We start from the raw sequence: 13,139 nt of genomic DNA, 5'->3' as shown, positions 1-13,139 counted from the left end.
GCCTCACTCACCTACCTTCGCAAGCAGCCTTCGTACGATCAGGTTGGAGCCTAGCATCATAGCGAATAAGACGGTTGCAATGGCCGATGCGTAGCCCATCTCGAAACGGATCGAGCCGTAATCCATCAGATGCGTAACGATCGTATGGCCGGCGTATTTGACGCTGGGGAATCCGGCGAGCGCCGTCGCCACCTCGGCAACGCCGAACGAAGCCGTTATTTGAATGACCGCGCCGAACATCAGCATCGGTCTCATCGAAGGAAGGGTGATGAACCATAGCTCCTGCCAGCGGTTGCGGATGCCATCGATCGCTCCGGCCTCGAATAAATTTTTGTCCAAACTTTGCAGACCGGCGATAAACGCCAGAAAGCTCGTACCGAGACTAAGCCAAAGCTGGACGATAATGATGATCGCCAAAATGTATTTAGGCGTCTTCAACCATAAAATCGGCTCCAGGATCAGATGCCATTTGAGCAGGAAGGCATTAATATAGCCGTAGGAATCGCTGCTGAACAGCAGCGTCCATACGATAAACGCGCTGCCGGACAATGCCGGCGCGTAGAATACGAGCGTCGCGAAAGCTCTAAGCTTAGGCGGAAATTCATTGATGATCCAAGCGAGCACGAAGCAGGCGATATAGCTGACCGGGCCGGTAATCGCGGCGAATATGAGCGTGTTCTTGAGCGCGATCAGGAAAACGTCGTCCCTAACGAACAACTGCGCGTAATTTCTCCAGCCGACCCATTGCGGGAATTCAAGCATATTGAAGTTCGTGAAGCTGACAAGCAGCGACAAGCAGACGGGAAGGACGGTAAACGTGAAGAAAATAAGGAAGAAAGGCGCCAGCATCGCATAAATCATTTTGTTGCGCCTGACTTCCTTCCACATTTGATGGGCCCGAATGCGCATCGGCTTGTTTCCTAACGAAAGTTTGGCTTTCTTGACAAGCTGGTTCATGCGGACTCTCCCTTCTATCTCGTCGGCAAGTCGAACTCCTGACGCTTGATCGTAATCTCTTGATTGATCGTCCGCACATAGTTTTCCAGCGTCTCGCGCGGCTCGCTTCCTTCGGTGTACACCTCGTAGAACGCATTGTACAGGTGGCGGTCCAGCGAGTAGCCGCCGGGAACGGCAGGCCGTCCGACAGCCCATTCGAGCTCATCCGTCAGCTGCTTCATTTCCTTGGCCGACCAAGGCAGCCGCGCAAGCGCCTCCAGATTGGCGGCGGCATAACGTGCAGATTCGCCGAGAATGGCTTCCATCTCGCGTCCAAACGTCACCTGCGCTTCCGTATCGGTCCACCATTTCATGAACGCCCAGCCCGCTTCCTTGTTTTTGGCGTTGTCGAACATGACCGTGCCCGTTGCCGAGCTCATCGTATCGTGACGGACCGTTCCGTCCTCCGATATCGTTCCGGGAACCGCAACAAAACTCCACTGTCCTCTAATTTCGGGCGCGAATATGGTCAAGAAATTGTAAGTCGTGTAGTCGGCGATGCCAATCGGCATCTCCCCTGTCCGGAAACGATTAATGAAATCGAACTCGATCGGGAGCTTGTAGTTCGTATACAGCTCCGTCCACTTGCGGAACGTTTCGATTCCGATCTCCGAATCCAAATCCGTTGCGATGCCGTCCTCCTGATAATACTGGCCGCCGTTCTGGTAGAGCATCGACTCGAACACGATATTTTGCGGCAGCGCAAGATCCATGTTGTGCTTCTGCAGCTCCGGAATGATTCGGTACATATCTTCCCATGTCTTCGGAACGCCCAGCTTCAGCTCTTCCAAAATGTCCTTCCGATAAAAAAGCATCGGGAAGGATTGCGTCTCCGGCACCGCATATACGCCGTTCCGATATTTGAAGCCGGCAAAGGCGCTGTCCTTGAAGCGGCTTTGCACCTCCTCGAAGTCGGGGAACACCTTCAAATCCTGCAGCGCGCCGCGCAGCGCGAAGTTGATGACATCGCCTTGCGTGAGCGCGATATCCGGGCCTTTGCCCGCAAGCGTCGCCGGCAGGACGACCGCCGGACTGACAAGCTGCAAGTTCACCTCGATCCCGGTCTGCGGCGTGAACGAGTTATCGATCATAGAGCGAAGCAGCTGCGCCTGATCCCTGCCTGCGGCAATCCAGACATTAATGCTCTTTCCATCCTGTTTCCCGTTGCTAATATGGCTGTAATCCTCCGAGAACGATCTTGCGAAGGACATCACTTCATGCACCGATTTGCCGACTATTCCCGTGCTGACCTTAGGAGAGGACACATCAGGCGATTTGAAATATAAATAATCGATTTCGAGCGGCTGCTCGTTCACGGTTAGCAGCCAAGTGCCCAGCGCCGTCACATTATCCTTAAAGCTCTTAAGCCGCGAGGTCAGCGTCTCCGTCCGGCTGCCCAAATCGCCCAGCTGATAAGACGTCGTCCGCAGGATCGTCGTGCTCGCGCTCGTTCCTCCAACCATTTCGTCCATGCGGTCGGCGGCATTTGCCAGCAGCTTGCTCTGCTCCTCGAAGACGGCCTGCAGCTCGGGAATTTTTTTCTCAAGCTCGTAATCCCTTAGCGGGTCAGGCGCAGCCGAAGTGATCATAATGATCTTGAGATACAAGGCGTTAAGCTGCTGAATGCTTGTGCGCACCATGCGGATAATTTCCGCCAGCTCGCCCATCGTCAGCTCCAGCTTGATCTGATGTTTGCCTTTCGTGAGATGGTAAAGATAAGGAACGAAGTCTTCCCCGGGCGAGCCCATCTGCCAAGCGCCGTCATAAGGGAAAGGGATTGCCTCCGACTCCTTGAAGGGAATAACCCCGTCAATCGTTAGCTCTCTGACGACATTGACGCCTCTGACCGTATTTTGCTTATAGCGAAGACCGAATTCATAAAGTCCGTCCTCCGGAATATCCACATCCCAGGAAATCCATTGACCGGGTATTTTCCAATTGACGCCGCCGATCGTATTCATTCTGATTTTGGACACATGGTACGGCTCCGTCCCCGGGCTCGACCGATCGTTCAGCGGGTAAAGGGACGGATTGGATTTGAATGCGGCACTCTCGCCTTGAAACTTAATAAACAAGCCGCTGGTCGGTTCATAACCGCGGTTCTTATAGTCAGTCGCTACCTGTTCGTAGGATGGAATCTCTTGTTGCTGATAAAGCTTCAAATAGTCTATGATCATCGGTTCTCTTAGAGAAACGAGTGTCAGTCGATGTTGGCCTTTGGTCAAATAAAACGAGAACGGATCCCGATAATAGCCTTCCGCATCTCTTAAGACGCTTTCCTGCCACTGCGGGCTTTCTACCTGTCTCGGTCTCAAATCATTGCCCCTCGCGTCCTGCGTAAATCCGGACGTTTCATTGCGCCATACCCGCGAGAATACGAGTCTGGATGCCTCCTCGAAAGGCGCGCTTCCGTCTATTAGCAGCTCTCTTTCAATCGGCGAGGTGTTGCCCTCTATCGGAAAATAACGCAAACCCAAATGATACAGGCCGTCCTCAGGCACATCGATATCCCAATGAATAGCGCCCGATTCTTTCGTAGAGACGACAGGCGTAGCAGCTTCTTCATAACTTTCAATCGTAATGGCATCCATGCCGTCGACAGCCGCATAAGATTCGCCTTCGATAGTCTGTTCTACGGCCGGCTTAGCCGCATCCGCATGTTCGGATAGATACGCTTCATATCGGTTACCCGCTAAGATTTGCCCTTTGATCGGTTCGCCGATCAGCTCCGTCATCTCCGTAATTGGCGCAAGCACGTATTCGCTTCCTGACGACCGGTTCGCGGGAACGATGAAGACGAGTATCAGAACGATGATTAGGGCCAGCAGGACATAAGCCGATCTCTTGGTTCTCCTGGTTGCCTTCAGCATGCGAACCCCTCATTCCTGTTTACGATGTTGATGAGATGATGTGGAAAGCAGGGAATCCCCAAAGGGATTCCCCTCATGTCCTAATTAAGCTGTTCTGCCCCGATCGGCTATTGCGTCGCGGCAGCGGCAGCCGGGTTATTCAGATCCGCGTCAATCGCATCCTGCGCGACTTGCTTCGTTCTTTCCAGCGCCGTTTCCGGCGATTCGCCGCGATTGGCGATCGCGTAGGATATATCGCCGAGCGCTCCGCCGAGCGGCAGGAAGATAGGCTCCGCGTATTTCATGGCCTCCAGCATCACTTCGATATCCTGTTCGTCCGCGAGCAGCTGCTTCTCCGATTCCTCGCGGTTGTTCGGCTCAACGCGGTCCCACATTTGAATTTGCTCCCAGATATACGCTTTTTCTTTGGCCCGCTTGACGTTGGCAGGGATATAGAATTGCACGTAGTTTTCGATGCTTCCTTGCCATTTCGTCGCTTTTGGTCCTTTAGGGAAGAACACAAAGCCTTGTTCGTCGGTCATCGTCGTACGGGTCGCACCTTCCCACAGCTCGCCGGTAACCATCGCGGCTTTGCCCGAGTTGAACAACGTTTGCGATTCGTTATAATCCTCGAAATTTTCGTTTTTGTTCGGTGCTACAACCTTATGCACGTTGAACAAATCGCTGTAGAAGTGGAGCGCCTCAAGCAAGTTCGGATCGTCGTAGGCATACACATGCTTACCGTCTTTTTGCTGGATGATGGCTGATCCATTGGAATGGATCAATATTCTAGACAGGTTGCTGGCAATGTTCGTAATGCCCCATTGATCGATAACGCCGTCGCCGTTCGTATCCTTCGTTGCCCGCTTCGCGATGTCGAGGAACGATTCCCAGTTCCATTTATCCTGCGCGATCAATTCATGCGGATCGGGCAGGCCCTCGCGCTCGAATAGCGTTTTATTGTAATAAATGCCCGACGCGTTGTTGATATTGGAGGTAAAGCCGTACATTTTGCCGTTCACCATGCCGTGCTGCTTCAAGCCTGCAGGCCATTTCGGATCATTAAAGTCGAAGAAATCGTCCACCGGCATGAATAACCCTTGATTGATGGCCGGTATCGCGAAATAGTAATCAAGAGGTACGATGTCGGCTACGGACTCGCCGGAGAGCGCGGCATTGGTTACCATTTTAATGTTTTCGCCCCACGGAACCTTTTCCCAGACGATTTTTACATTGTACTTTTCCTCTGCCTCTTTCCATTTCGCAAGCGTAAGCGCTCCTTCAGGCGTTTCCTCGGAGGGACCATCGATCCAGTGAATAATTTTGAGCGTTTCGCCGTTCATGTCGATGGCGGGCTCTTCGACGACCGGCGGCGCTTCGGTAGGCGCCGCCGTCTCCGTGACTGGAGCATCCGTTGCTTTGTTATTATCCGGTTCTTCATTTCCGCCACTGTTTTGGCTGCATGCCGAGACAACAACGAGAACGACCGTCAATAAAACCGTAGCAAACCATTTCATTTTGCGCATAGCTTTACCCCTCCATTGGTCGAAATGTACGCCTTCCCTTTCTAACCCCTCTTAGCGGCGGCCCTTCCGGCAGTCCGGTCATCCCCCCCGATGCGCAGTAAGCTCCAATTTGCGTCGCCGACATGCAGGATTTTTTCTCCACTTATTACTTATATATTAGAGAAAAAAACCTTTATTCTCTTTTGACAGAATATTAAGCGGTCGCATAATATCTCTCGAACATGCTCATTATATATAAGTATTTTGTTGGGAAAGGAGGGTTTTACATGTCAAAACCGGATAACCGCGCTGATAACGAGGTCCATCTTCAGCAGCATATCAATAATACCGCCGAGAATTTGCAAGAAGCCGAAGATTATTTGGACGAGCATGCAAGTGAGATTTCCGTATCCGAGAAGCAAGACATCGAAGCAAAGAACGAACGCCGCAAGCAGAGCATGAGTGGGTTTGAAGAGGAAAAAGAAGATGAAGCCGGCCAATAAGGCCGTGACAAACAGCCAAGCGATCTCATTATCGCTTGGCTGTTTTTTTGCGCTGCTTCAATACAGTTTATCAGCGACGGAACGGGCCGTTTTCTCCAGTGCCTCAGCCGCATTGGTTTTCTTATGGGACAGCAGCGTGCACAAAATGTCCAACAGATGGATTTGCATGATTTTCGTAGAGAGAGAGCCGCCCTCGGTCGGCATTTCCCGCGAGGGCACGAGCAATATCGTGCCGGCATGCGCCGTAATCGGGGAACGCATATGGCTGGTCAGACAAATAACCTCCGCTCCGTTCACCTTCGCTTGACGCATGGGATCAACCAAGTCGCGCGTGCTGCCGGACGTCGATATGCCGAACACGACATCCCCCTCCTTCACGAGCGATGCCGACATGGCGATAATATGCGAATCTCTGTGAGCCTCCGCGTTCATGCCGATCCGCATCAGCCGATAATGGAGATCAAGCGCCGTAATGCCTGAAGAGCCTACGCCGTATATATAAATTTTGTTAGCCGCAATCATTCGATTGACCGCACGGTCAAGATCTCCCGGATTAATAAGGTCAAGCGTATTTTTGAGCATCATTTCGTTGCGGGCCGTCAATTTGCGCGCCTTCGTCATCGTATCGTCCTCTACTTCGATCTCGACGTTCGAGACCGACGGAAGATTAACGAGATCCTGCGCGATCGAAAGCTTGAATTCATGATAACCCCGGAAGCCCAGCTTGCGGCAAAAACGGATGACGGACGTCTCGCCTACGCCTGCTTGCTCTGACAAATCGGTCACCGTTGCCATCACGGCTTCCTCGGGATTGTTTCTGACGAAATCGGCGACTTTTTTCTCCGCTTTCGTCAAGGAGCTATAAATGCTCGATATGAGCAGCAACGTGTTCGATTGAATCATTTTTTGTCCCGCGATCTTCATCATATCCACTCGCTTCTCGATAATATGCCTAGCCGAAATGCCTCGTTCGCCCATTCTGACCATATTTGGACGTCAGCCGTCAACGTTTGCAAGGAAGCAAACGTTAAGTCCGCTTGCTCCGCGCCAAGCTTCCGTTCATCCTCACCGAAAACAGCCGTGTCAATCGAACGCCGCATATTGTACTCCAGCCAATCGAGCATGCTGCCCATGCGTCCGTAGATGGCGTCTTCGATCCGGGTATGCGCCATGCCGCCCGCTTTCGCATACGCTTCGATTACGGCCATGAAAGCGGAGCGGTCGATATTCCCGTCCTCCTGCTCGCTCCAGCTTATAGCCGCATCGATTAATTCCATTGTCGGATGGGTCGGTCCAGCCGATTCCCAATCAATCAAATAGGGCTCGCTGCCGTTCTCCCACAGCACGTTACGCGGATTCAAGTCGCAATGGCTGACAACCGCCTTTTGCCGGAGCTGTACGCATGCGTCTTCGTACAGCTTGTTCCATTCAAGCAAAGCTTGACCTCTCGCTTCGATGGACTGAGCCCAAGACATATGGCTGCGTATTCCCCGTTCAAGCAAACTTTCCCAATGGCTCTGCGGATATACCTTCCACGATGGGCTGGGCATATCCGGGAGCTCAAGCTCATGGAGGCGATAAAGCAGCTCTCCGATAGTCCGCGCATGCCGGTTATCCCGTTCGGATGGAGACAGCATACTCCCCGCATTCCACTCGAACAGCATATAAGTCGATCCTGCAATATCGGCTAACGGATTGCCCTGTACGGCTATTGCCAATACGGCGGGTATACCCGCCGCTGCTGCTGCCCGGGCAACTTGCTCTGACCGCAAATAGTTGGGCCTTGCCTCGGGACGCGCTATAATTTCCGGATTCAGTACCTTGAGCGCATATCGGCCGGTTGTCGTATGTATAAGCCGCATTTGATGCAAATAACCGCCTGATATTGGCTCGGCTTCAGCCAATGGGGTGCCGATTCCGTAATACCGGCAAATCTCCCCGATTTTCAGATAATCGACTTCCTCATATGCCTGGTCCATGCTTATGCGCTCCCTTCCGTCACCGTTAAAAAAAAGATATTTTTTTCAATTCGAATTCATAAAGTGGATATTATCTCTATCCTCTACTACGATATAACTTTTGCGCGAAATTTATGCTAGAAAGGCGGGAATGAGATGGCGGAGCATGACAGTAAAGCAGACATTATCGTGCTTGGAGGCGGTCTCGGCGGATGCATGGCGGCATTAGCTGCCGCCAAACTAGGGATGACAGTCATTTTGACGGAGGAGACGGACTGGATCGGCGGCCAACTAACGAGCCAAGCCGTTCCTCCGGATGAGCATCAATGGATTGAAAGCTTCGGCTGTACGAAGACGTACCGCGAGTTCCGTGAACGCGTAAGACGCTATTACAAGGATAACTATCCGCTGCGCGCCTCCGCGCAAAGCGATGAACGTCTAAACCCCGGCAACGGCTGGGTCAGCCGATTATGCCATGAACCGAAGGTTGCGCTGCACGTGCTGGAATCGATGCTCGCACCTTATACGAGCAGCGGCCGCATATCCGTCTGGCTGGGCTGGAAAGTTGCATCCTCTTCCGCCCAGAACGATCTCATCGAGTCCGTCACCGTCAAGCGTACCGCAGACGGGTCGCTCCGAACGCTGCGCGGCTTCATTTATATGGACGCAACGGAATGCGGCGATCTCCTGCCGCTGGCCGGAGTCGAATATGTGACGGGCGCCGAGTCCAGGCGCGATACGGGCGAGCCGCATGCGCTGGTTGAAGCAGATCCGCTGGATATGCAATCCTTTACTTTCGTATTTGCCCTCGACTATACCGAGAACGGAAATTTTACGATCGATAAGCCTCAGCAATATGAGTTTTGGCGAGCGCTCATCCCTCCGTTCTCCCGCTTCCCTCTGTTTGGCTGGAAGATGGGCGATATCGCTGATCCTAGCAAGGACAAGGCGATTACCTTTTTCCCCGACGGGAAAGAACCGATGCCGTTCTGGACGTACAGGCGAATCATCGATCGGTCGTTATTCGCACCTGATTTATTTGCAAGCGATATCACTTTAATTAACTGGGCGCAAAACGATTATTATTTAGGTCCGATCTACGAAGTATCCGAAGAAGAAAGAGAGCTCCACTTGGCAGGTGCAAGGCAGCAAAGCTTATCGCTCGTCTATTGGCTGCAAACCGAAGCTCCGCGTCCGGAGGGAGGCAACGGCTATCCGGGACTTCGGCTGCGAGGCGATGTGTTAGGGACGGAAGACGGTATAGCAAAGGCTCCCTATATTCGAGAATCCCGCAGAATTAAGGCGAAGTATACCGTTTCGGAGAATGATGTCAGCGTAGAAGTCAGAGGCAAGCAAGGCATTCGGCGGTACGAGGACAGCGTCGGCGTAGGCAGTTACCATCTCGATCTCCATACGACGACCCAGTCAAACCGCGGCTTATTCATCCCGAGTCTGCCCTATGAAATTCCGCTTGGAGCACTGCTGCCGATCCGGATCAAAAACATGCTTCCAGCCTGCAAAAATATCGGCACCACGCAAATCGCGAACGGCTGCTATCGGCTGCACCCGACAGAATGGAATATCGGCGAATCTGCCGGGTATCTTGCCGCATACGCGATTGCAAACCGCATTTCGCCGCATGAGGTTCGCGATAATCAGGAGCATTTGGAAGCTTTCTTGGCCGTCATTCAGGAGCAAGGCGTAGAAACGCATTGGCCTGAGCCTATACAAAACATTTAGATAAGAGGTGAATGTTATGAAGACAAAACATTATTGCAATCTTCTCCTTTGCTTCTCTCTGTTGCTGTTCAGCGCATCGACAACGGTTTATTCCCAGTCTTCCGCCCCGGCGTCTGCGTCACCGCCGGCTGTTACTCTGGAAGACGGCTCCGTATACTTCATCGACTTGATCGATCAAGGCAGCGAGGATGGCAAGCTCTCTATTTTCACAAGGAAATCAGGTAATGCGACACCACCATCGCAAAACAATACGACTGAAGCAATCATTACGAACGGCATTGTCGCCGCAAAGTATGAAGGAAGCTCTCAAGGCACCTACATCCCTTCGAACGGATACGTCCTGTCAGGCAAGGGCAGCGCGGCAGGTTTAGTAGACGCTCTGAGTATCGGCGATACATTAACGCCCGACTTCTCCATTCCGGTCCTCCCAAGTAAATACTTTGTCTTAGACGGTGAGGTCGTGCCGATAACGCAGATCAATAACGTCCGAAGCTCGGCAGATATCGTACTGTATGACCCAGCTTACGGCGCCTCGACGAGAACGAATCCGTGGGGGCTGGAGCTGACGGTGGAGCAAGGCATTGTCACTCGTTTTGTCGCCATATCGCAGGATACAGGGGGCAACTGGCTGGACAACGACTCCCCGATTCCGGCTGGCGGATACGTCCTCTCCATCCAGGCTGACAGTCCATATTACGGCATGTTGTACGGCATCGTTCAGGAAGGAGATGCGATCGAATTGAATACGAGCAATGAATCATTAATTCAAGCGTACAAGACGGAATACGATGCCTTTAACCCGCGGACGAGAGAAGATAATCCGGGCGGTTGGGATGACGGTAGCCACTCGCCGTATCCCGGTCATCGCGGAACCGATCAGCTCATCATTTACGATGAAAGCTACGGATCGTCGACCGGCACGAATCCATGGGGCTACGAGGTCGTTGTGAATGCAGACGGCAAAGTCGTTCATACGGGAGGAAACAATTCCGCGATACCGATCGGCGGATACGTAATCTCGGGCCATGGGGTCATGTCCGATTGGCTTAGCGCAAATGTGTCCGTAGGAAGCACCTTAAAACTGCTCCCCAACAAGAAACAGGTGCTCTTTCTGTTCACGCCCGAATCGTATTTGGATAAAGCCGAGATCGGCATCGGATCGGCGGAGCTTAGCCTGCAGAACGCGAAACAACAATTTCTCGATGTATCCTACGATCTCATCGGGCAGCAACTCGCATTGGCCAAAGCTAAATTAGCGGATTTAAGAGGACAAACGGAACAAGGCGATTTTACCGGTTTTACGGAAAACTTCGCGGAGCTAAACGGAATAATCGATCAAGCATCCTCTATGGTCTATGAGTCGCGAGCCGTCGAGCACCGGGCGGTCTGGATTCGACCGAAAGAAACGAGCCTTGCGCAGGTTAAAGAGCATGTAGCTAAGCTGCGCAATCTAAATATTAACGCGATCTATCTGGAAACCTGGTGGAATGGCTACACGATATATCCGACGGAGCATCCGCTAGCCGCCCAAAATCCGATATACGCCGGGTTCGATGTGCTGCAAGCCTATCTGGACGAAGCGAAAAAATCCGGCATCGAGGTGCACGCTTGGGTCGAAAACTTCCTGGTCGGCGTCGGCGACATGGCAGGTCCCATTCGTTCGATGAAGCCGGAATGGTCGATGATCAGCAGGCAAGGCAACGACTACCAGGATGTGCCGCTTTATAACACGCAATATTATTTCCTGAATCCCGTGCAGCCGGAAGTCAGGGACTTCGTATCCGCCATCTACAAGGAACTGCTTCAGTCGTATAACGTGGACGGCTTGCATTTGGATTATATCCGTTATCCCGATGCCGGCGACTACACGAACGATTTTGGCTATGATCCTTATACCCGAAACCTGTTTAAGCAAAAGCACGGCGTCGATCCGCTCGATCTGCATCCGGACGACGAACTTTGGAGCGCCTGGGTCTTGCTGAGAACAAAAACGATCAATGAGTTCGTTTACCGCATTTCTGACGAAGCTAGAGAAATAAGACCCGACATCCGCGTTTCCGCAGCCGTTTGGCCGAATTACACGGATGGACCGGTATTCATGCACCAGGAACCGAAGGATTGGATGGCAAAAAATGAAATGGATCAGCTGTTCCCAATGTCTTATCACCCCGACGCTTCGTCCGTTGCAGGCGATGCCTTAAACTCCGTAACGCTCGCGGGCGGCAAAGCTCTGATCGTGATCGGCGTAGGAACGAATCTCGGATTATCGAACGAAATGCTGCTGCAGCAAATCAAACAATCCGTCGATGTCGGCGCTTCCGGCACCGCCCTGTTTGAATTCGAGTCTTTATTCGCGAACGGTTATGACAAGGCGCTGCTGGCCGGCATGTTCAGCAAGCAAGCGATCGTTCCGGATAAAGATGTCGCCGTATCGTTAAAAACGATCATTTCCGAAATGAAGCGCAAAATCAATACTATCTATGTGCCGAACAAAGGTATGTCTGACGGCAAAAAATACGGTAAGGAGCTTGAGCAGATCGAGAAAGCTTGGAAAGAAAAGAAAGAAAAGAAAGATAAAAAAGATGAAACGAAAATGGTGAAGGAAATCATCGATAAAACAAACAAACTGGTCAAGAAGATCGATGAAGACAACAAATTGCATGATGAAGTGAAAAATAGAATGAGAGCGGATTTAGATGACTTAAATGCCATCTTGACCGTGCATCTTTCTAAAATATCCGTATCATAAAGCGAGGTAGGAACGCCTATGCTGTGGGAAAATTTGACGGTTAAGCAATTCGAAGACGCCGTCTTGTCGACAAAACGGGTTTGCGTCGTCCCCATCGGATGCTTAGAGAAACATGGCGACCATCTGCCGCTAGGCACCGATATGATGATTGCTAGAGCGATTGTGGAACAAACCGCCGAAACCGAACCTTTCGTTATTTTCCCCTACTATATATTCGGTCAGGTTTCCGAGGTTAAGCATTTCGCGGGAACAGTGGCGTTAAGCGGAGAAATGCAAATGCGGCTCTTGCTGGAAGTATGCAAGGAAATACGCCGCAACGGATTCAACAAAATTATATTGGCCAACGGCCATGGCGGCAACAATCATATGCTGAACTATTTTGTCCAAACGATGCTCGACGAGCGGAAGGATTATGCCGTCTATAGCTATGATTTGTGGGGATTGTCACCCGAGCAGCACCGGCAACTCGAAAGCACCTATGTTACGCCCGGCGAATACGGCCATGCGGATCATATGGAGACATCAGAGATTATGCATATTGCGCCAGAGCTTGTCTATATGGATCGGCTTAACGATGGAGAATGGCATTGCACGGGACGAGGACAATTGCTAGCTGACAACAAAACAGCTGCCGGCATTCATTGGTATATGGAATACCCGAACCAAATCGCAGGCGACCCATCTCTTGCTTCCGCCGAATACGGCAAAGATTATATCGCCTACTGCGCCGACAACTTCGCCAAAGCCGTCCATGCCATCAAGCACGATGAATCCGTACTAACGCTGCAGACGCAATTTTTCGATCGGTGCGACGACGTTTCCAAAATATAAGCAGATCT

At 51.8% G+C, this 13,139-nt stretch carries 9 protein-coding genes; 4 read left to right on the top strand and 5 right to left on the bottom strand.

From position 1 onward, the window contains the following. Window positions 1-3: 3 nt before the first annotated feature. The 3 genes from AC1DF0_RS08150 to AC1DF0_RS08140 all read right to left on the bottom strand — a co-directional run bounded on the left by AC1DF0_RS08150 (window position 4) and on the right by AC1DF0_RS08140 (window position 5,371). On the bottom strand, window positions 4-957 hold the full coding sequence (locus AC1DF0_RS08150; protein WP_475820296.1) for a carbohydrate ABC transporter permease: 954 nt from the start codon (window positions 955-957) through the stop codon (window positions 4-6). Window positions 958-971: 14 nt separating this feature from the next. Continuing rightward, on the bottom strand, window positions 972-3,866 hold the full coding sequence (locus AC1DF0_RS08145) for an extracellular solute-binding protein (RefSeq protein ID WP_477573615.1): 2,895 nt from the start codon (window positions 3,864-3,866) through the stop codon (window positions 972-974). A gap of 107 nt (window positions 3,867-3,973) precedes the next feature. Then, on the bottom strand, window positions 3,974-5,371 hold the full coding sequence (locus AC1DF0_RS08140; RefSeq protein ID WP_477573614.1) for an ABC transporter substrate-binding protein: 1,398 nt from the start codon (window positions 5,369-5,371) through the stop codon (window positions 3,974-3,976). Between the two features lie 266 nt (window positions 5,372-5,637). Here AC1DF0_RS08140 and tlp point away from each other — a divergent pair, with 266 nt between their 5' ends. Then, entirely contained in the window at window positions 5,638-5,853 is a 216-nt protein-coding gene (gene tlp / locus AC1DF0_RS08135; protein ID WP_442049188.1) for a small acid-soluble spore protein Tlp, read from the top strand. Between the two features lie 57 nt (window positions 5,854-5,910). Here the strand turns inward: tlp and AC1DF0_RS08130 are convergent, their stop codons facing one another. Both AC1DF0_RS08130 and AC1DF0_RS08125 read right to left on the bottom strand, forming a co-directional pair. After that, entirely contained in the window at window positions 5,911-6,777 is an 867-nt protein-coding gene (locus AC1DF0_RS08130; protein WP_442049241.1) for a MurR/RpiR family transcriptional regulator, read from the bottom strand. Then, a complete protein-coding gene (locus AC1DF0_RS08125; protein ID WP_477573613.1) occupies window positions 6,777-7,832 on the bottom strand; it encodes a phosphotransferase in 1,056 nt (351 codons plus the stop codon). The genes AC1DF0_RS08130 and AC1DF0_RS08125 overlap by 1 nt, the downstream gene beginning before the upstream one ends. A 135-nt stretch (window positions 7,833-7,967) precedes the next feature. Between AC1DF0_RS08125 and AC1DF0_RS08120 the strand changes: the two genes are divergently transcribed. The 3 genes from AC1DF0_RS08120 to AC1DF0_RS08110 are packed head-to-tail and all read left to right on the top strand — an operon-like array spanning window position 7,968 to window position 13,131. Beyond that, a complete protein-coding gene (locus AC1DF0_RS08120) occupies window positions 7,968-9,551 on the top strand; it encodes an FAD-dependent oxidoreductase (RefSeq protein WP_477573612.1) in 1,584 nt (527 codons plus the stop codon). A gap of 16 nt (window positions 9,552-9,567) precedes the next feature. Then, window positions 9,568-12,300, top strand: a complete 2,733-nt coding sequence (locus AC1DF0_RS08115; protein WP_477573611.1) for a glycoside hydrolase family 10-like protein — start codon at window positions 9,568-9,570, stop codon at window positions 12,298-12,300. Window positions 12,301-12,318: 18 nt separating this feature from the next. After that, entirely contained in the window at window positions 12,319-13,131 is an 813-nt protein-coding gene (locus AC1DF0_RS08110; RefSeq protein ID WP_442049192.1) for a creatininase family protein, read from the top strand. The last annotated feature ends 8 nt before the right edge of the window (window positions 13,132-13,139 follow it).

The organism is Paenibacillus sp. 05T425 (assembly GCF_056396205.1).
This window is presented reverse-complemented; position numbering and strand designations above follow the sequence as displayed.